General features: G+C 33.5%; 17 protein-coding genes. 12 read left to right on the top strand and 5 right to left on the bottom strand.

Annotation, left to right across the window (positions count from 1 at the left end; all coding sequences use genetic code 11):
* The first annotated feature begins 6 nt into the window (after positions 1 to 6).
* The 8 genes from CD150_RS00930 (at position 7) to CD150_RS00895 (ending at position 8,076) form a co-directional block, all read left to right on the top strand.
* Entirely contained in the window at positions 7 to 1,044 is a 1,038-nt protein-coding gene (locus CD150_RS00930; RefSeq protein WP_073343537.1) for a TRAP transporter substrate-binding protein, read from the top strand.
* The gene (locus CD150_RS00925) at positions 1,019 to 1,528 is read left to right on the top strand and encodes a TRAP transporter small permease (protein ID WP_073343533.1); all 510 of its coding nucleotides are present in this window, start codon (positions 1,019 to 1,021) and stop codon (positions 1,526 to 1,528) included. Before CD150_RS00930 ends, CD150_RS00925 begins: the two co-directional genes overlap by 26 nt.
* The gene (locus tag CD150_RS00920; protein ID WP_064209874.1) at positions 1,525 to 2,820 is read left to right on the top strand and encodes a TRAP transporter large permease; all 1,296 of its coding nucleotides are present in this window, start codon (positions 1,525 to 1,527) and stop codon (positions 2,818 to 2,820) included. Before CD150_RS00925 ends, CD150_RS00920 begins: the two co-directional genes overlap by 4 nt.
* 15 nt (positions 2,821 to 2,835) lie before the next feature.
* A complete protein-coding gene (gene uxaC, locus CD150_RS00915) occupies positions 2,836 to 4,242 on the top strand; it encodes a glucuronate isomerase (protein WP_103161252.1) in 1,407 nt (468 codons plus the stop codon).
* 2 nt (positions 4,243 to 4,244) lie between these two features.
* A complete protein-coding gene (gene uxuA / locus CD150_RS00910) occupies positions 4,245 to 5,276 on the top strand; it encodes a mannonate dehydratase (protein WP_103161251.1) in 1,032 nt (343 codons plus the stop codon).
* Complete coding sequence (locus tag CD150_RS00905; protein WP_073343521.1) at positions 5,276 to 6,097, top strand: SDR family oxidoreductase; 822 nt, start codon at positions 5,276 to 5,278, stop codon at positions 6,095 to 6,097. Before uxuA ends, CD150_RS00905 begins: the two co-directional genes overlap by 1 nt.
* A gap of 177 nt (positions 6,098 to 6,274) precedes the next feature.
* On the top strand, positions 6,275 to 6,721 hold the full coding sequence (locus CD150_RS00900) for an MFS transporter (protein ID WP_073343518.1): 447 nt from the start codon (positions 6,275 to 6,277) through the stop codon (positions 6,719 to 6,721).
* Between the two features lie 281 nt (positions 6,722 to 7,002).
* The gene (locus CD150_RS00895) at positions 7,003 to 8,076 is read left to right on the top strand and encodes a YkvI family membrane protein (RefSeq protein ID WP_073343514.1); all 1,074 of its coding nucleotides are present in this window, start codon (positions 7,003 to 7,005) and stop codon (positions 8,074 to 8,076) included.
* A gap of 71 nt (positions 8,077 to 8,147) precedes the next feature.
* Here CD150_RS00895 and CD150_RS00890 read toward each other — a convergent pair whose 3' ends face one another.
* The 3 genes from CD150_RS00890 to CD150_RS00880 form a co-directional block, all read right to left on the bottom strand.
* Positions 8,148 to 9,323, bottom strand: coding sequence for an Nramp family divalent metal transporter (locus tag CD150_RS00890; protein WP_397610343.1), 1,176 nt, complete (start codon positions 9,321 to 9,323; stop codon positions 8,148 to 8,150).
* A 61-nt stretch (positions 9,324 to 9,384) separates the two neighbouring features.
* Complete coding sequence (locus CD150_RS00885; protein WP_040029920.1) at positions 9,385 to 10,329, bottom strand: agmatinase family protein; 945 nt, start codon at positions 10,327 to 10,329, stop codon at positions 9,385 to 9,387.
* Between the two features lie 221 nt (positions 10,330 to 10,550).
* The gene (locus tag CD150_RS00880; RefSeq protein ID WP_073343508.1) at positions 10,551 to 11,795 is read right to left on the bottom strand and encodes a Glu/Leu/Phe/Val family dehydrogenase; all 1,245 of its coding nucleotides are present in this window, start codon (positions 11,793 to 11,795) and stop codon (positions 10,551 to 10,553) included.
* An 836-nt stretch (positions 11,796 to 12,631) separates the two neighbouring features.
* Between CD150_RS00880 and CD150_RS00875 the strand changes: the two genes are divergently transcribed.
* Positions 12,632 to 14,014, top strand: coding sequence for an amino acid permease (locus CD150_RS00875; RefSeq protein WP_073343505.1), 1,383 nt, complete (start codon positions 12,632 to 12,634; stop codon positions 14,012 to 14,014).
* A 75-nt stretch (positions 14,015 to 14,089) separates the two neighbouring features.
* Complete coding sequence (locus tag CD150_RS00870) at positions 14,090 to 14,566, top strand: SRPBCC domain-containing protein (RefSeq protein ID WP_073343500.1); 477 nt, start codon at positions 14,090 to 14,092, stop codon at positions 14,564 to 14,566.
* A 145-nt stretch (positions 14,567 to 14,711) separates the two neighbouring features.
* Here CD150_RS00870 and CD150_RS00865 read toward each other — a convergent pair whose 3' ends face one another.
* Positions 14,712 to 15,893 (bottom strand): MFS transporter, encoded by a 1,182-nt coding sequence (locus CD150_RS00865; RefSeq protein ID WP_073343497.1) that lies wholly within the window; start codon positions 15,891 to 15,893, stop codon positions 14,712 to 14,714.
* A gap of 113 nt (positions 15,894 to 16,006) precedes the next feature.
* Between CD150_RS00865 and CD150_RS00860 the strand changes: the two genes are divergently transcribed.
* Positions 16,007 to 16,897, top strand: coding sequence for a LysR family transcriptional regulator (locus tag CD150_RS00860; protein WP_040029925.1), 891 nt, complete (start codon positions 16,007 to 16,009; stop codon positions 16,895 to 16,897).
* A gap of 444 nt (positions 16,898 to 17,341) precedes the next feature.
* Here the strand turns inward: CD150_RS00860 and fusF are convergent, their stop codons facing one another.
* Entirely contained in the window at positions 17,342 to 17,986 is a 645-nt protein-coding gene (gene fusF, locus CD150_RS00855; RefSeq protein ID WP_063851262.1) for a fusidic acid resistance EF-G-binding protein FusF, read from the bottom strand.
* Positions 17,987 to 18,395: 409 nt separating this feature from the next.
* Between fusF and CD150_RS00850 the strand changes: the two genes are divergently transcribed.
* Positions 18,396 to 19,352, top strand: a complete 957-nt coding sequence (locus CD150_RS00850; protein WP_046207245.1) for an NAD-dependent epimerase/dehydratase family protein — start codon at positions 18,396 to 18,398, stop codon at positions 19,350 to 19,352.
* Positions 19,353 to 19,880 lie beyond the last annotated feature (528 nt).

The following is a 19,880-nucleotide window of genomic DNA, read 5'->3' as shown; positions in this document are numbered from 1 at the left end:
ATCTTTATGAAGAAATTCACACTCCTTCTTGTAAGCGCATTCTTTGCGATGGGGATGGTATCGATGTTGCTTACAAATAAGGAGACAATTGCTAAAACAAAGACAAAAGAGATCATGTTAGCGCATAATCAGCCAACGGAACATCCTGTCCATAAATCTTTAAAAATTTTTAAAGATAGATTAGAAAAAGAATCACATGGTCAAATAAAAGTGAATATTTATCCGAATGGTCAGCTCGGTAGTGAGCGTGAAGCAATAGAAATGACACAGACGAATGCAATTCAAATGACTAAAGTTTCGGCTGGGGCATTGGAAAGTTTTTCGCCAACGTATTCATTATTTAATATGCCGTATTTATTTGAGTCAGAAGAAAATTATCGACACGTAATGAAACGTAAAAACGTACAAGACGCTTTCTTTAAATCGACAGGGGACCAAGGATTTTTAGGTATTACTTATTATGATGCAGGTATGCGTAATATCTACACGAAAGACAAAGAAATCAAAGACAACAAAGATTTGAAAGGCTTGAAGATTCGTGTTCAGCCAGGCAAGACAAGTGTAGATTTAATTAAATCGTTAGGTGGCACGCCAACACCGATGGATTATGGTGAAGTGTATACTGCAATGCAATCAGGTGTTATTGATGCAGCAGAAAATAATGAAACATCTTTAACAACGAATAACCATGGTGAAGTTGCAAAAAATTATTACTACACAGAACATGCAACCGTACCTGATATTTTAATCATGAACAAAGAGACCTATGACAGCTTGACGAAACAACAACAAAAATGGTTAGAAGATGCAGCAGATTATTCCACAAAAAAGCATGAAGTAATTTGGGATAAAGCAGTGAGCGATGCTAAAAAAACAGCGACAGAAAAAATGGACGTGAAGTTTCACGATGTAGACAAATCTACATTTAAAGCGACTTCAAAACCTCTTCAAGATGAATTTAAAAATAATCCGGATACGAAAGCGGATTATAAACTAATCGAGAAGGAGGAACAGCGCTATGAAAAGAGCAAAGCAAATCATTGATAAATTGTTGTTAACGCTAGCTGGTATAACGCTTTTTGTTATGGTTATTTTATCGATTTACCAAGTTGCAACACGCTTTATTTTTAACACACCGAGTACGACGAGTGAAGAAATTGTTAGATTCTTGTTGATATGGTTTGGGTTATTGAGTGCAAGCTATGTCTTTGGAATCAAACAGCATATTGCCATTGTATTTATCAGAGAAAAATTGCCTGAGAAAGTACAGTTATACTTGGAAAAGATTTCGGACATTATATTAATTATCGTGGCACTCGTGCTCATGATTTGGGGCGGTTTTGAAGTTGTGAAGTTAACTTGGTCTCAAATCGCGCCGTCAACAGGTTTATCAATGGCTGCAATGTATAGTGCATTGCCAGTTTCAGGAATATTTATTATTTTCTATGCATTTTATAATTTATTTAGTAAAGAGACAATGACTACAATTCAAGCGCGTGATGAGCTTGAAGGCGGTGATGGCTTATGACAATGATTGCGGGATTAGTATTATTCATCACATTCTTCATCTTTCTTATCATTGGCTTACCAATTGCATTAGCGATTATTTTAAGTTCTATTATTACGCTATTATTGATCTTACCATTCGATGTCACTATCGTAACTGCAGCACAGCGTATGGTTACGGGCATTGATGATTTTACGATGTTAGCGATTCCGTTATTTGTGCTAGCAGGTATCATCATGAATAACGGCGGCATTGCATTTAGATTAGTTAACTTTGCGAAGGTACTCGTTGGCAGATTGCCAGGATCATTAGCGCATACCAATATTGTTGGGAATATGCTTTTTGGTTCCATTTCTGGTTCTAGTGTTGCAGCAGCAGCTGCCATGGGTCGTATCATGGGACCAATGGAAAAAGTACAAGGTTATAAAAAAGAATATTCAGCAGCAGCAAATATCGCTTCAGCACCGTCAGGTTTACTTATCCCACCGAGTTCACTATTGATTGTTTATTCATTAGTCAGCGGCGGGACATCCATTGCAGCGTTATTTATCGCGGGTTATATTCCAGGAATTCTATGGGGTATTGCTTGTATGATTGTTGCTTATGTCATGGCGAAAAAACAAGGTTATAAAGTATCAGAGAAAATTAGTTGGAAAGATAGATTATTCTTAACATTAGATGCATTACCGAGTTTATTTTTAATAGTAGTAGTGATTGGTGGTATTGTCGGAGGAATTTTTACAGCAACAGAAGGTGCAGCGGTCGCAGTTTTATATTCTGTAGTACTTTCGCTAATTTATAAAAGCTTAAAAATCAAACAATTATCCAACGTTATCAAAGAAACAGCTGAAATTAGCGGTATGATTTTATTTCTAATCACCGCTTCGGCGTTATTTTCACTTGTGATGAGTTATACCGGCTTACCGGAAGCAATATCCAATGGCATTATCTCAATGACTGACAATCCAATTGCACTGTTATTATTAATCAACGTTATTTTATTAGTCATTGGTACTTTTATGGATATTACACCAGCAGTACTTATATTTACACCAATCTTTTTACCGATTTCAGAAGTATTAGGTCTTGATCCCATTCATTTTGGTATCATTATCGCTTTTAACTTATGTATTGGTAATATCACACCACCAGTTGGTAGTGCGTTGTTTGTAGGAGCAAGTGTAGGCGGTGTACGTGTTGAATCAGTATTTAAATATTTAATTCCATATTTTGTAGCTTTAATTATTTTAATGCTAATCATTACTTTTATACCACAATTATCATTATTCCTTCCAAAATTATTAGGATTATAGAAAAGGAGCAATTATATGACTTTAATTAATGACAATTTTTTATTAAATAGTAAAACAGCAGTAAAACTATACCAGAAAGTTAAAGATTTACCGATTTATGATTTTCATTGTCACTTAGATCCAAAAGAAATTTACGAAAATAAAAATTATGACAATATTACACAGTTATGGCTAGGTGGAGATCATTATAAATGGCGTTTAATGAGAGTTTATGGCATTGAGGAAGCTTTTATTACAGGCAGTGTTGATGATTTTGATAAATTCCAAGCATTTATGCATATGTTACCGTATGCGATTGTAAACCCGATGTATCATTGGTGTGCATTAGAATTAAAACGCTATTTTAATGAGGATACAGATTTAGATAAAGTGAATATCAGTAAATTATATAAATCATTAAATAAAAAGTTAGCAAAACCTTCACATACACCACAAAATCTAATTAAGCAAAGTAATGTTAAGGTGGTATGTACGACAGATGATCCATGTGATGACTTAAAATATCATAAGTTATTAAACGAAGATAGCAACGTTACATTTAAAGTTATACCTACATTTAGACCGGATAGTTACGTTTTCTTAAATCATGAATCTATCAATACAAAAATTGACCAGTTGAATCAAGCGACTGATTGCGACATCCAAGATTTAAATGCTTATATTGATGCATTAAAAGCACGTGTACATTATTTTGATAGACAAGGTGCGCGCAGTTCAGACCAAAGTTTTGAAAAGACACCTTTAGTAACAGCAACGATTGACACAGCAACTGAAATTTATAATGCGCTCAAACGTGGTGAACAAGTAACAGAAACTGAACAATATGAATTAGCAGGTTATATATTAACTGAAATTAGTAAAGTTTATGAAGAATTAGGTTGGGTTGTACAATTCCACCTCGGACCAACAAGAAATAATAACTCAAACATGTTTAAAATTACAGGACCAGATAGTGGTTTTGATAGTGTAGGTGAACAGTTGAGTGCTAAGAAATTAAATGCATTACTAGATCATCTTGAGCAAAATCATGCTTTATCAGATACCATCATTTACCCAAATAATGGCAATGATCATTTAATGGTACAAGCAACTGCAGGGAACTTTACAAATAGTCATCACAAAGTCCAACTCGGTGCTGCATGGTGGTTTAACGATACAAAAGAAGGTATGGAACAACATTTAGTAGAGTATGCTAATGTCGGCTTATTATCTAAATTTGTAGGCATGCTCACAGATTCACGTAGCATGATTTCGTATACACGTCATGAGTACTTTAGAAGAATATTATGTAATTTCTTAGGAGATAGAATTGAAAAAGGTGAGATTCAATTATCAGAAGAAACTATCACTCAAATAGTGAAAGATATTTGTTATAACAATGCAGTAAAATTATTCAAAATAGAAGGCGTTGAGGAGGTATAACCATGGAAATATCATTTCGTTGGTATGGGGAAGATGACCCAGTAACATTAAATAATATTAGACAAATTCCAGATATGAAACAAATTGTTACAGCAATTTATGACATTCCAGTTGGAGAAGTTTGGACTAAAGAAAGAATTGCAGCATTAAAGCAGTCAATTGAAGATGCAGGTTTGAAATTTGAAGTTGTAGAAAGTTTACCTGTCAGTGAGGAAATAAAGCTTGGTACAGAGAAACGCGATCAACTCATTGAAAACTATAAAACTTCATTGATTAATCTCGCAGAAAATGGTGTTAAAACAGTAACTTATAACTTTATGCCGGTATTTGATTGGACACGTTCACAATTAGACTATGACTTGTCAGATGGTTCCAATACACTGATTTATAACCATGATCAAATTAAAGATATTGATCCGCTAACGACGAATTTAAATCTACCAGGTTGGGATGAAAGTTACTCGCGTGAAGAGATGAATCAACTGATTACATCCTATCGTGAAACCTCAGATGAACAATTATGGGACAATCTGAAGTACTTCTTAGATGCTGTGTTACCAACTGCTATCGAACATGATGTGGATCTGGCGATACATCCGGACGATCCACCTTGGCCGATATTTGGCATACCACGTATCATTAAAAACAAAGAAAGCTACGAACGCTTATTAGCTATTAGTAATGATACACATAATGGTATTTGTTTCTGTACTGGTTCATTAGGTTCATTAGCAGAAAACGATTTACCGAATATGATTCGTACATTTGGTGATCACATTCATTTTGTACACATGCGCAATGTTAAACGTATTGGTGATAATTCATTTATAGAAACAGGCCACTTATCTAAAGATGGCTCAGTAGATATGAAAGCTGTTACTGAAGCACTGAGAGATATTGATTACAAAGGGACTATCAGACCTGACCATGGACGTATGATCTGGGGAGAAACAGGTAAAGCTGGTTATGGCTTGTTTGATAGAGCTTTAGGTGCAACTTATATTAATGGCTTAATAGAAGGAGTGAGTAAATAATGGCAACACAATTCAAAGGTGTTAATGTCGTTATTACAGGTGCGACAGGTGTGATTGGTTCTACTTTTGTCAAAGCACTTGTAGAAAAAGGTGCTAATGTGGGTATATTAGGTCGTTCAGAAGACAAAATTATAGAATTACAAGATGAAATTGATAAAAATAGACAACAAACTGTAGCGCTCGTTGCAGATGTGCTAGATAAATCAGCTTTAGAGCAAGCGAAACAAACATTCAATGATAAATTTGGTGCAATTACAATACTTATCAATGGCGCCGGTGGTAATCATCCTGATGCGACAACGAATGATGAAATGTACGATAAAGCAGGCGACAAAACGTTCTTTGATCTTACAGAAGAAGGTGTAGATAATGTATTTAAATTAAACTATACTGGAACATTTTTACCATCACAAGTATTCGGCAAAGATGTTGTGGCATCTGAAACAGGAACAATTATCAATATTTCATCTATGAACGCCTTTACGCCGTTGACAAAAATTCCAGCCTACAGCGGTGCAAAAGCTTCAGTAAGTAACTTTACTCAATGGTTGAGCACTTATTTTGCAGGACAAATTCGTGTTAATGCAATTGCACCAGGATTTTTCGAAACAAATCAAAATAAGGCATTGCTAAGAAATGAAGACGGTTCTTATTCAGAACGTGCTCAAAAAATTCTTTCACAAACGCCAATGGATCGTTTTGGTGTACCTGAAGATATTTTAGGTACATTGTATTGGTTAATGGACCATGATATGAGCGGTTTTGTAACAGGTATTGTGGTTCCAGTAGATGGTGGCTTCTCATCATATTCTGGCGTATAAATTAAATAAAATAAATCAAATAAAAATCAACACTTTCATTGTTATAAGGATGAAAGTGTTGATTTTTTTGTTTGATTGTCTGGTTAACATTGTTGTAATTCTATGTGTCATGGTAAGTAATATTATTGCGATATAATACGTCTTCTAATTAGGACGGAAAAAATATTTGCTATCAATATGTTTTATTTAATAGGTATTTTTCCAGCATTATACTTAGTTGAAAAATATGGAAGAAGACCTACTTTGATATGGCCCTTCTTGATTACTGCGCTAGCTTTGTTATCATTAGGTATAGTATCTGGTGGCAAGGCTCCATTTTTAATGATACTTGTACTATTTATTATTTACGGTATTTTCAATACAGCTATGGGCAGTCATCAATGGATTTATCCATATGAACTATTCCCTACATATGTACGTGGTACAGGTGGAGGTTTTACTACTACTGTGAGTCGATTAGCATCTGCTTTAAGTATATTTTTCTTTCCGATGATTTTAGAAAATTATGGATTAAGTGTAACAATGTATATTTCATCGGCACTATTATTTATTGGTTTTATACTGTCGATTTATATGGCACCGGAAACAAAAGGGAAAAATTTAGAAGAGGCAGGAGCTATTTAGGTTGAAATTTAAAGTGTTGTGATGTTTTCTAAGCATCGCTAAATGGCCTTGATATGATTGTTATATGTTGAATGAAGTGAAAAGTTGACTAGATGAACTGTACATTCATCCTAGTTACTTTTGTTGGGCGGGACAAAGGAATCTACTAGAAAAGTATGATGTTTGTCTCGCTCTTGTTTGCTTCGACATATGTATTTTTAATCTTTTAGCACAATGATTGTTTGTTTTGAAAACCTGATAAATAGTACATAGTAACTAACTTCGAAGGGGATGTATGATCAATGAGTAAAGATAATAAGGCAGCAGTTAAGACTGCGCTCGCTTATCTTAGTTTTATTGTTGGCGCAGGATTCACAACGGGCCAAGAACTATTACAATTCTTTGTTAACCATGGAAACTATGCATATATTGCAGTAATTCTTACAGGTATTATTGTAACGTTTGCGACTAGGCAAATTTCAAAAATTGGTTATCGCTTGGATGCGAATACATATGAAATTTCATTGAACCATATTTTCGGAAAATATGTAGGTAAGATTATAGATTATTTAACTATTTTCTTTTTATTTGGTTTAACTGTTGTTATGATTGCGGGCGGCGGCTCTGCACTTTATCAAGGATTTGGTCTTCCAATGTGGACAGGTTCATTGGCAATTGTAATTTTACTTTTTATTGTACTACAACTTAGGTTTAATAAAATCATGACAATATTAAGTGTAGTGACACCATTTTTAGTCATCGCAGTTTTAGTGATTGCCGGCTATAATATTATCAATCCTACAATTCCATTTTCAGAGGCAGAACAATACACAAAACCATCTAAAACGTCTAGTTCCGTATGGTGGTGGGATGCAATTGTTTATGGAGGATTAATCATTGGCAATAGCTTTAGCTTCCTAACCATCGTTGGTAGTGATGCTATGAGTCATAAAACAGCACGCAGGGGAGCATTTTATGGTGGCCTATCTTTTAGTATATTGTTATTAATTATGACGTGTGGATTAATGGCTAATATCCACAATGCTAATAGTGTAGACATTCCTACATTATTATTGGCAAATGATATACATCCTTATATAGGTGTATTTATGTCGGCGGTGATGATTGGTGTTATTTTCAATAGCTGTATCGGTATGTTGTATCCATTTTTAAGCAGATTTACACGACCAAGTAGTAAAGGGTATGTTGCACTTTTAACAATTTCTTTAATTGTGGCTTTTATCTTAAGTTTTATTGGCTTTGTCGATCTAGTGAATTTCGTGTTTAAAACATTCGGTTATATCGGTCTGTTTATCAGTGCTGCACTATTAGTTAGATGGGTTTATAATAAATTTAGTGAAAAACGTTTAATGTAATCACTAAAAACATAAATAAAAGACGTATAGTAACCAATTTTGTAAATAATTGGACTATACGTCTTTTTTATTTAAGATAGAAAGCTAGTAATTGCGTCGACCAGACTATAAAGGCCTAAGAAAGTAACGATTAAAACGACGACAAGACCGATGATATTAAGCCAAACATTATTAACAAAACGGCCCATTAAATTTTTCTTGTTGATGATAATAAAGATTAATATAGCAACAACAGGTAAAATAATACCATTTAAGGCTTGTGCCACTAACAATACTTCTAATGGTTCAAATCCGAGTGAGGATGTTGTAATACCAATAAGGATAATGACGGTAAAGACAATCTTGTACTTTTTGCTTTCCATGCCACCTTTCCACCCTAATAAGCTGCTTATTGTAGCTGCCGCTCCGGTAGGGGAAGCAATGGCAGATGAAAGCCCGGCTGCAAACAAACCAATGCTAATTGCAAAGGGGGCAGCATCGCCTAAAACAGGTTTGAGTGGGCCAGAAAGCTGTATAATACTTTTGACTTCGTCACCACGAATTAATGTGGCAGCAGCAATAAGAATAGCCGCTGAAATAATACCGCCAACAGTAATCGAAATAATAGTATCCCAACGCGCAAATTTGAGTTCTTTTATACCATTAAAACGTTCGTGTACCGCAGTGGAGTGAATGAAGAAATTATAAGGAACTACAGTCGTTCCAATTAATGCTATAACAGTTATTATAGAACCGTTCGGAATCGTAGGTACAAATACACCTTTTAAAATACCAAAAATATCAGGCTTAATGACGATCATAGTTGTAATAAAGATAATGCCCATGATGACCATCAGGAAAATCATTATTTTTTCTAAAAATTTATAATTACCAAATAACCCAATGAGTAAAATAATAAAGCCGATGATAGGTGCTACTAGGTTTTCTGGTAAATTTAATAGATATGCTGCACCAAGTGAAGTTCCAATTAAATCGCCACTGATGTAAGCGGCACAACCAATGGTTACAGCTATTAATGTAAACCATACAATGATTAGTTTTCCTACTTTATGAGCGAATAATTCTTGTATCGCTTCGCCTAAACCTTCTCTTGTTACAAGAGATAGTCGAATAATCATTTCTTGGAGTACGATGGTTGCAACAATTGAGAATACAACAGCCCATAACAAGCTATAACCAAACCCCGCACCACCTTGTGTCATCGTTGTAACGGTTCCGGGACCTATAAATGAAGCGGTGATAATCATACCAGGACCGAGAGATTTAATAATCTTCCTTACATTTTTGACCAATGTCATCACCCCTCATTTATTTTGTGTTATTTAAATAATTCACATGTCCCGCAAGTACATATAATACAGCTGTTGAAACGAAGTGGGCAGAGTTCTGGTTAGCGTCTTGCATTGGGTAAACTTCAACATAATCCATACCACATAAGCCTAATGCACCAAACTCATATATCATTGTTAATAGCTCATAAGAACTTAGTCCATTGCCATCTACTGGGCCACCTGGATTGAAGGCAAAGTCTAATACATCACTGCAAATGGTTAAATATACGACATCTACATCTTTACTCGCCTGTGCATAAATATCTCTAGCATATTGTTTTAAATCCTTAGCGGCTCTAATATCATTGATTGTAAGTGTTACTGCACCAGCTTCTTGAGCGTAACGACCTGTCTCAGGTTTGTTTCTAGGACCATGAATACCTGTATGAATGATACTTTCATTACGTATACCATCTGTTTCGTATAGTCTCATGAATGGAGTGTTACGGGCGTAGGGTTCTCCTTCGTAATCGGGCATGTTATCATAATGCGCATCCAAATGTATAATACCCACTTTTTTACCCGTTTCCGCCAGTGACTTAAGGATAGGGTAAGTGACACCATGTTCACCACCAAAACCAACTAAAAATTTCTCGCTTTCCCATAGCTTTTTAGTGAATTTTTCAATGTTTTCGTAGCTTTGTTGATTATTGTGTGCAACAAATGGCACATCACCTACATCGCCCATTGTTAAATGTTCACTAATATCAATATGATTTAATTCTGGTAAATATTGACTGTAACGAGCTGAGCAAACTCTAATTTGCTTTGGACCTAACTCAACGCCAGTATAGTCACCCCAAGTACTTTCACCTTCAAAAGGTGCACCATAAATTATGACATCTGTATCTAAATTATCTGTAGATGTAAGATTTTTACTATTTAAAAAGCATGGTACATTACCATAAATATTGTTTTTCATAATGTATAACCTCCCCTTTGTTGTAAATAAGTATATATTGGATAATTTTTTATTTCAAATAAATTCAGAAAATTCTATTTTTAAACCTTTTGGAAATGTAAATATTTCAATAGGAAAGTATTTTTATATAGAAATTTAGTCTGAGTGTAAAAACTAAGGTATAAAAAAAAGCTGATTCAAATTTGAATCAGCTTGTTGCAACGTGGAAGAGAGATAAAGTATTATGCCCAACCACGGAAACGCGTAGCTTCAGCTGTACGTTTTAGTCCTACAACATAAGCTGCTAAGCGCATATCCATTTTTCTATTTTCTGCTAAATCATAAATTTTATTAAATGCTTCAACCATTTTTTCTTCAAGTTTCGTGATGATTTCTTCTTCCGACCAATAATAGCCTTGATTATTTTGCACCCATTCGAAGTAAGACACTGTTACACCACCTGCACTAGCAAGTACATCTGGTATGATTAAAACGTCACGGTGGGTTAATATTTTAGTTGCTTCTTGTGTCGTAGGGCCATTAGCTGCTTCTGCCACAATCTTAGCTTGAATTAAATGAGCGTTTGTTTCTGTAATTTGATTAGATAGTGCAGCAGGAATCAAAATGTCGCAGTCGAGTTCAAATAATTTTTCATTAGGAATGACGTCTTCAAATAATGGTGTTACACGACCATGTTGTTCTTTTAATGCTAGAAGATGTTCAATATCCAGCCCCTCAGGATTATATAAAGCGCCTCGACTTTCTGATATCGCGACAATTTTAGCCCCTTTATCATGCAAAATTTTAGCAATAAAACTTCCGGCATTGCCAAAACCTTGAATCGCTACACGAGAACCTTCGATATTAATATTTCGATGTTTCGCAGCTTCTTCAATTGTGATTACAGCACCTAGCGCAGTGGCGCGATTACGTCCTTGTGAACCACCTAATGAAAGCGGTTTGCCTGTAATAAATGCAAATGCATTTGAACGGTTGATTTTACTGTATTCGTCCATCATCCAAGACATGATTTGTGGGTTTGTATAAACATCTGGTGCTGGAATATCACTGGCAGGTCCTACAAATTGTGAAATAGCTTTAACATAACCACGTGATAAACGTTCTAGTTCTAAATTACTCATTTCTCTTGGATCACATATGACACCACCTTTGCCACCACCAAAAGGTAAGTTTGTGATGCCGCACTTCATTGTCATCCACATGGATAATGCTTTCACTTCTTCAACATTCACATCAGGATGGAAGCGGATACCACCTTTGGTAGGTCCTACGGCTTGATTGTGTTGTGCACGATAGCCTTTAAAAGTTTTAACGGTGCCATCATCCATACGCACAGGAATTCGTATTTCTAAAAATCTTAAAGGTTCTTTGACAAGTTCATACATACCATCGTCAAACCCTAATTTATGTAAGGCTTCTTTCATAATTTCTTGAGTCGAAGTTACTAAGTTATTGTTTTCTGTCATGTTTATCTCCTCTATCATTACTTCAATACTTATAAGTTACTTATATATAAATGTTATCGATAATAAGATATAAAATCAATACATAATGACTGAATTTTTATAAAAGTTTGAAAATTCAATTAATACAAAATATATGATTTTTTGGAGAGAAATTGTCTAGTTTTATGCTTGGATAGGGGGTGATTATAGCCGAGAACTTTAAGTGATTGCTTATAGTGTTGAAAAACAGCGTCGTATAATTGATTAATTATACTGAAAAATTAATAGATATAGAAAAGTATATGATGCTGTAGATAGTAAAATTTAATGTTACTTAAATATGAGTAATCGTTTATAGTTACAATCGACTTATAGGGGATGAGAAAATGGATAGTAATGATTAAATGCATGTATATTTATTAGAAAGGCTATATTTTTTGTTACACATTGTACTGTAACTTGTCTATCTGAGTTAAGAACTATGCCATAATTTAACTACTTTATTATAGCTGTGAATCATTAGGAGACATACTTTTTTTAATTTGAATTATTTACAATTACCATAGACTTTAGCACACAACAAAGATATAGCACGTAAATATCATGATGTACAATGAAAGTAAAATTAAATAAAATAGTAAATTACTAATAAACTTTATGGTATAAATAAAACAATAGTGTAATAACACATTTTTATTTAAAATAATTTTGAAGAATAGTTGTAATTTTCAGAAAAAAATAATATTATACAATCAAACATTTTTGATTTATAGTATTTTGCAATTTGAAATTAAGGGGTATGATTTTAAGTTCTATATGTTGATTATGTTTTAAAACAAAGGAATTGGAGCAAATTTATGACAAATAAATTAAACAGAGAGTTAAGCAATAGACACATTCAACTTATTGCTATTGGTGGCGCCATTGGTACTGGACTATTTTTAGGGGCGGGTCAGTCTATCAGTTTGACTGGACCATCGATATTACTCACTTACATAATTGTAGGTTTTGTTTTATTTTTATTTATGCGCGCAATGGGGGAAATGTTACTTGCTAATACGAAATACAAAACATTTGCAGATATAGCTCATGATCAAATTGGAGCTTTTGCTGGTTTTGTAACAGGATGGACGTACTGGTTAACATGGATAACTTCAGGTATGGCAGAAATTACAGCTGTTGCTAAATATGTAGAATATTGGGTTCCAGATTTACCAAATTGGATTACATCATTAGCTTGTATCTTGATACTCATGACTTTCAACTTAACGAGTACGAAAATGTTTGGTGAGTTAGAATTTTGGTTTGCCATTATTAAAGTTGTGACTATACTAGCACTCATAGTTGTAGGTGTAGTGATGATTATATTTGCGATCCAAACGCCATTTGGAAAAACGAGTATATCTAATATTTATAGTAATGGTGGATTATTTACACATGGTGCTTCAGGTTTCTTTATGTCATTTCAAATGGTTGTTTTCTCATTTACAGGTATAGAAATTCTAGGTATTACAGCAGGTGAAACGAGAAATCCACATAAGACGATACCTAAAGCAATCAATAGTGTGCCTATACGTATTTTATTATTTTATGTAGGTGCCTTAGCAGTTATGATGTCAATTATTCCTTGGCAAGATATAGATCCGAACAATAGTCCATTTGTTAGCTTATTCGCATTAATAGGCGTACCATTTGCGGCTGGTTTAATCAATTTTGTAGTACTTACTGCAGCATCATCAGCTTGTAATAGTGGTATTTTTGCGAATAGTAGAATACTATTTGGACTATCAGAAAAAGGTCAAACACACCGTTTGCTAATGAAGACGAATCATAGAGGTGTCCCTTTTGTTGCAATACTTGTCACTTGTGCATTACTGTCTATAACTGTACTGTTAAATTATTTTATTCCAAATGCGACTCAAGTATTTTTCTATGTAACGGCAATTTCAACTATTTTGTTAGTTGTTGTATGGATGTTCATCATGCATGCGTATGCAAAATATGCGAAATCAAATCCTAACCATCACAAAGAAAGTCAGTTTAAGTTACCAGGTGGTATTCATACTGCAAGATTTGTACAATTATTCTTTGTCTTTGTGTTGTTGATATTATTTATTGTACCTGACACAAGAATGGGTGTTGTATTATCACCAATATGGTTTATCTTACTGGGGCTTATCTATTTTAATTACACGAAAAAAGAAAGAGCGATTCAATCACAAGTTAAAGAAAAAGTATAATAAAAATAATTTTAGGGAATATAACCAAAGTAATGATTACTGATAGGTTATATTCCTATTTTTAGGAGGGAAAAAATGGCAATACAGTATGCTAAAGATAAATCAGGCGTTTATCAAACAATAAATTTGAAAATTAAGAGTGACGTGCATCGTATTTTTGATTATTTAAGTACTACAGAAGGGATACAGCAATGGTTTCCGCAATTGTCATTTCAAGAACGAATAGAAGGCGGGAAAATGTTGTTTCACTTAGACGATAGTGAAGATTTAGAAATGCGTATTACACATTTCGAACCAAATAAAACGATTGGTTTTACATGGGATATTGGAAAAGTGAAATTTGAATTATTTGAACATCAATCATATGTAGAACTCAATTTTTATGAATATTTACCTTTTGAATTTCCACATATTACATTAGATTTTGCTGGTTGGCAATTTCAAACCGAAAGTATCAAAAGTATTGCCGAAACAGGCAAGCCATTATCACAACAGGATTGTGATTTTGATGCGAAAAAAACTGAAATTGAAGCCAGCTTAGCTGTAATTTAAAGTGATAGGCATTAAAAATGCTTCCAAAACATAAGGCAAGCAAACGACAGTTCGTTTGCTTGCCTTATTAATGTGATACAAGTATATCGTAGATGACAAATTTTGTTACAGCCACATTTAGATGATTAGATTATAAATGATTATATTAATAATTGTTGTTTTCAGCTGATTTTTTTCCATGTAATAGGAAATAAAGTACAATTGATAAAATGACGAGCGCAGCCATGGTGATATATAGGTTACGATAACCCATAATTGGAATAATCACACCTAAAATAAATGGTCCTATACCAGCACCGAAATCTGCAAACATATAGAATGTAGAAGTCGCGAGTCCAATTTTTTTAACTGGAGACTGTTGTATAGCAATGGCTTGTGCGCTTGGAATGATAGTACCATATCCAACGCCAATGAAAATTGCTGAAATAAGCAATAATAAACTTGTGTGTGTTGCGCTTAAAAGTATAAGTCCAAGCATGAAACTGATTAATACTGGATACATCACTTTATTTTCACCGTAATGATCATAAATTTTTCCAGTAAACGGACGTGTAACAAATGTACTCACTGCATATATAATAAAGAAGAAACTAGATGCTGTAGCAAGATTGATTTGTTCTGTATAAACAGTTAAAAATGATAGTACACTAGAATAAGCGATACCAACGAATATGATTACAACAGATATTGGTAATGCTTCTTTTTGGATATAAGCACTAAGTCCTTTTTCCTTGGAATCATTGTCTGTTGTTGACGGTTCTGCTTTTGGTAACCCTTTGATAAACAATGAGATAACAAAAGCGAAAATAATGACTGCCAAGCTAACGATAAAAATAGATTCAAAACCAAATCTTTGATTTAATATGATACCAGTGAATGGTCCGATTGCTGAAGCGGTCGTTACGCTTAATGCATAATAACCGATACCTTCACCTTTTCGTTTATCTGGAATAATTCTAGATGAAATGGTTCCAGTTGCAGTTGACGATAAACCAAAAGCAATACCATGCAGTAATCTTACGATCATTAATATAAGAAGACTGTTGATTGCAAAGTATAAGCCAACTGTAATAATTGAGAAAATAATACCATATATTAATACTTTTTTAGGCTGCAGATTATCGATAATTCTGCCAGAAACTAAGCGTCCAAATAACATACCGATGATAAATATACCAGCTGCTAAACCACCCATACTTTCTGAAGCGTGGTATTTATCAATTGTAAATATAGTGACAGTTACGATTAATGTATAATGGATTAAATACATTAAAAAGTTTGTCATTGTAATGAAGATAAAATCTTTTGACCAGAGTTTATCGTACATATTTAATACCGTCCTTTAATATAAATTTTTTCAACCATCATTTATTATAATAGATAATGTATAATTAGAATTTTTTAAGTTTACATAAGCTTTACTGATATAAGGAGGATACAATGAATTTTGAACAATTATCGTATGTTAAAAAGATTTATGAGTTAGAATCTATTGTTCACGCTTCGGAAGCAATGCATATTAGCCAATCAGCAATGAGTCAGTCTATTGCTAATTTAGAGTCAGAGTTAGGGTATAAAATTTTTAATCGTTCACGTAAAGGGACATTGCCAACAGAAGTTGGAAAGCGACTTATACCTTTAATTATAGATATTTTAGAAGCCCAGACGAGTTTATTATCGGAAGTAGAGGCATTGCATAGTAATATCAAAGGTTCATTGAAAATAGCGACGATACCAACTTTATTTAATAAAATTGTGCCAAAAGCTTTATCAAATTTTAAAAAAGACTATGCGCATATTGACGTAGAAGTATTTGAAAGTGATAGACAAGAAATTATAAAAATGATTGAAAATAATGAGATTGATATCGGACTTATAGGAAAAACTGAAAATGAAACTTTTAGTCATCACATCGTCCCACATTCATTGAATTTATCTACTGACTTTAAATTAATTGTACCTAAAAAGTCTAAACTATCATTAAAAAGCATGGTTGAAATGGAATCAATTAAACAATTTCCTTTTGTCCTGTATGATCGCAATTTTTATCATAATAATTTTAAAGCATTTGAAGATGAAAATGGTCCATTAAAAATTGTGTTTAGAACGAATAATCCAAGTGTATTGATTAAAACAGTTTCCGAGGGGTTGGGTGTAAGTATTGTATCGAGTTTGATGCTAGAAGATGATCCGTTCATACTTAATGGTTTGATTGAGATGCTCCCCATTGGCTCACCATTTGATTATTATATTTATTTTACAGCTTTAACAAATGTTGATCGCGTGAACGAACAAACCATTCGTACTTTTATTGAGTATTTGAAAAATTAAAGTCCCACTTCCCAACTTGTTGGGTTAGTGGGACTTATGCATGAGCGGAAGCTCAGGTAAACCTTTGAAACACTTCCTAACTTGTTGGGTTAGTGGGACTTATGCATGAGCGAAAGCTCAGGTAAACCTTTAAAGCACTTCCCAACTTGTTGGGTTAGTGGGAGTTATGCATGAGCGAAAGCTCAGGTAAACCTTTAAAGCACTTCCCAACTTGTTGGGTTAGTGGGACTTATGCATGAGCGAAAGCTCAGGTAAACCTTGAAACACTTCCCAATTTATTGGGTTAGTGGGACTTATGCATGAGCGGAAGGTCAGGTAAACCTTTGAAACACTTCCCAACTTGTTAGGTTAGTGGGAGTTATGCATGAGCGAAAGCTCAGGTAATTCTTTGTATTTTGAAGTTAAAGTACTAACATAATAATCATACTAGCGGAACTATAAAACTTATGAGTGGATTTTATCGACAAATTGATAAAATTGTGTAATATCCGACAATTGTTGATTACATTTGATACTGTCAAAACAAATATAGTCACCTTTTTTGGTATATTGTCCATCACCAGAAGTACGTGTTTTACGCATAAATAGAGCGACATTAGATTCTTTATTACAAATTGCGCAATAGCCCTTAACGGTTTGGTTAGCAATGTCGCCATAAAAACCTGTTAAAGTTCCTTGCTCGTTATAATAGATGATAAATTTTCTGTTTGAAGCGATATCGTTCCATCCGATATAAGTACTTTCCAAAAGGATTTCATCACTAATAAGCGGTGATTTAAGCTTTTTAATTTTACGAAAAGTTTTTTCGACTTGTTTTTTTGAAGGGTGTTCAAAGGGTATAACGTATGTCTGTAAAGTTTCTAATATTTTATCTACTTGTACTTTAGTAATACGTATGTTCATTAATTTTTCAATCGCTTCAGTCAACGTATCATCTATTTGATGAAACTGCTGATAAATGTCTATTTTAGTTGTTTCTTTTATAGAAGCAATTGTATTTAAGTCATTTACTGATTTATAAGCATTAAGTAAATGTGCGATTCGTTCTTTAATATAGTTAAATTGATATGGATAAATTTGTTTTTCCAATTTTTTTAAATTCCTTTCACATTATAATTCTTAAAAGCAAAAGATGCTTTGTGAAAAGAAATTTTAAACAAAGCATCATACTATAGACAGTAATTGCTTTGTATTAATAATGAAGCATTGTTATGCAACATATCATCATCTCCACATATTGTATTTGTTTGTTTTATATCAAATTACCAAAGAAATGTCAAAATCTATATATTATAAAATTTTCCTATATATTGAGAAGTCAAAAGCTTAACAATCATCAGCTTGCAACGACAATACCGGTAAAATATAATTAGTCGATTCATGTACACGCGTAGTATACAAAAAAGCGCTTTTATAGTACAATGTTTGTAAATGATAGATATTTGTCCACTACGAAAATACATTACGATTTCTGTAATAAACAAGGGAGTTTTTGATTATGAAAAAGATAATGATTACAGGTGCTTTAGGTCAAATTGGTACTGAGCTCGTAGTAAAATGTAGAGCGTTATATGGCAATGATAATGTACTTGCCACAGATATTAGAGAGCCAGAAACAGGTTCGGCGATTGCTAATGGACCATTTGAAATTTTAGATGTTACAGATAAAAACAGAATGACGGAAATTGTTGAGTCTTTTAAACCAGATACATTTATGCATATGGCGGCATTATTATCTGCAACAGCTGAAAAAAATCCACAATTTGCATGGGATTTAAATATGGGTGGTCTTTTAAATGCTTTAGAAGTAGCTCGAGAATATGACTTACAGTTCTTTACACCAAGTTCAATTGGAGCTTTTGGACCTTCAACACCGAAAGTGAACACACCACAGGTTACGATTCAACGACCAACTTCTATGTATGGCGTTAACAAAGTTGCTGGTGAGCTATTATGCCAATATTACTTTGATAAATTTGGTGTAGATACAAGAAGTGTTAGATTCCCTGGATTAATATCACATATTAAAGAGCCTGGTGGCGGTACAACAGATTATGCAGTAGATATTTATTTTAAAGCAGTTCGTGAAGGTCAGTATACAAGCTATATTGCTAAAGATACATTTATGGATATGATGTATATGGAAGATGCAATTGACGCTATTATCAAGTTAATGGAAGCAGACGGCGTAAAATTAATTAATCGTAACGCCTATAATTTGAGTGCGATGAGCATTGAACCAGAAATGGTCAAAGCGGCAATTCAAGAGCATTACCCAGATTTTAAATTAAATTACGAAGTTGACCCAGACAGACAAGGTATTGCTGACAGTTGGCCAAATAGTATTGATACAAGTTGTGCTAGAGCAGAGTGGGGCTTTAATCCTAAATATGATTTGACTAAAATGACAGAAGTTATGCTTAAAGAAATCTCAAATAAAGATAAAGTAAGATAATTACTTTTGAAATAATCGATGACAAGCGAGTAAGGCATAAAATTTTAAAAAGTAAGGGCGCTAATTCACTATGGATTAGCGCTTTTTATATTTGAAATTATATCATTATGTACGTGAATGCTTCTTGTCTGATATATGGTTTAGCCATATAATCTTGCAGTTATGACGTTCCTTGAGTGTCAGTGTTGTACAATACCTTTGCACAGCTTTTAATACTCAAAAAAGCCTTTTTCCTATCGTTCACTACACAATATCAATGAAAATTTTGAACTTAGTTACTAAAATTAATAGATTGTGATATATCAATATCGATTTCCGTAGTATCTCAAAAGATGTGAACGTTCATGCTTTAATCAGTGACATCTATGTATTATCTTCTATATGATGTTACACTTGAATCAATTAATTTCATTAGTTTAACCAAAGATGTTGTTATTTTTTAAATTTTTTGAAAATTATTGAATGAAACTATTCTGATTGGTATAATTTAATGTATTAGTTATTAATAGAACATTGGAGGAAACAGTC

The organism is Staphylococcus ureilyticus, assembly GCF_002902235.1.
GTDB classification, from domain to species: Bacteria; Bacillota; Bacilli; order Staphylococcales; family Staphylococcaceae; genus Staphylococcus; species Staphylococcus ureilyticus.
This window is presented reverse-complemented; position numbering and strand designations above follow the sequence as displayed.

Excerpts from the sequence above, each read along its gene's own strand:
- CD150_RS00930 (WP_073343537.1), top strand. The coding sequence starts at position 7 with ATGAAGAAATTCACACTCCTTCTTGTAAGCGCATTCTTTGCGATGGGG.
- CD150_RS00925 (WP_073343533.1), top strand. The coding sequence starts at position 1,019 with ATGAAAAGAGCAAAGCAAATCATTGATAAATTGTTGTTAACGCTAGCT.
- CD150_RS00920 (WP_064209874.1), top strand. The coding sequence starts at position 1,525 with ATGACAATGATTGCGGGATTAGTATTATTCATCACATTCTTCATCTTT.
- uxaC (WP_103161252.1), top strand. The coding sequence starts at position 2,836 with ATGACTTTAATTAATGACAATTTTTTATTAAATAGTAAAACAGCAGTA.
- uxuA (WP_103161251.1), top strand. The coding sequence starts at position 4,245 with ATGGAAATATCATTTCGTTGGTATGGGGAAGATGACCCAGTAACATTA.
- CD150_RS00905 (WP_073343521.1), top strand. The coding sequence starts at position 5,276 with ATGGCAACACAATTCAAAGGTGTTAATGTCGTTATTACAGGTGCGACA.
- CD150_RS00900 (WP_073343518.1), top strand. The coding sequence starts at position 6,275 with ATGTTTTATTTAATAGGTATTTTTCCAGCATTATACTTAGTTGAAAAA.
- CD150_RS00895 (WP_073343514.1), top strand. The coding sequence starts at position 7,003 with ATGAGTAAAGATAATAAGGCAGCAGTTAAGACTGCGCTCGCTTATCTT.
- CD150_RS00890 (WP_397610343.1), bottom strand. The coding sequence starts at position 9,323 with ATGATTATCACCGCTTCATTTATAGGTCCCGGAACCGTTACAACGATG.
- CD150_RS00885 (WP_040029920.1), bottom strand. The coding sequence starts at position 10,329 with ATGAAAAACAATATTTATGGTAATGTACCATGCTTTTTAAATAGTAAA.
- CD150_RS00880 (WP_073343508.1), bottom strand. The coding sequence starts at position 11,795 with ATGACAGAAAACAATAACTTAGTAACTTCGACTCAAGAAATTATGAAA.
- CD150_RS00875 (WP_073343505.1), top strand. The coding sequence starts at position 12,632 with ATGACAAATAAATTAAACAGAGAGTTAAGCAATAGACACATTCAACTT.
- CD150_RS00870 (WP_073343500.1), top strand. The coding sequence starts at position 14,090 with ATGGCAATACAGTATGCTAAAGATAAATCAGGCGTTTATCAAACAATA.
- CD150_RS00865 (WP_073343497.1), bottom strand. The coding sequence starts at position 15,893 with ATGTACGATAAACTCTGGTCAAAAGATTTTATCTTCATTACAATGACA.
- CD150_RS00860 (WP_040029925.1), top strand. The coding sequence starts at position 16,007 with ATGAATTTTGAACAATTATCGTATGTTAAAAAGATTTATGAGTTAGAA.
- CD150_RS00850 (WP_046207245.1), top strand. The coding sequence starts at position 18,396 with ATGAAAAAGATAATGATTACAGGTGCTTTAGGTCAAATTGGTACTGAG.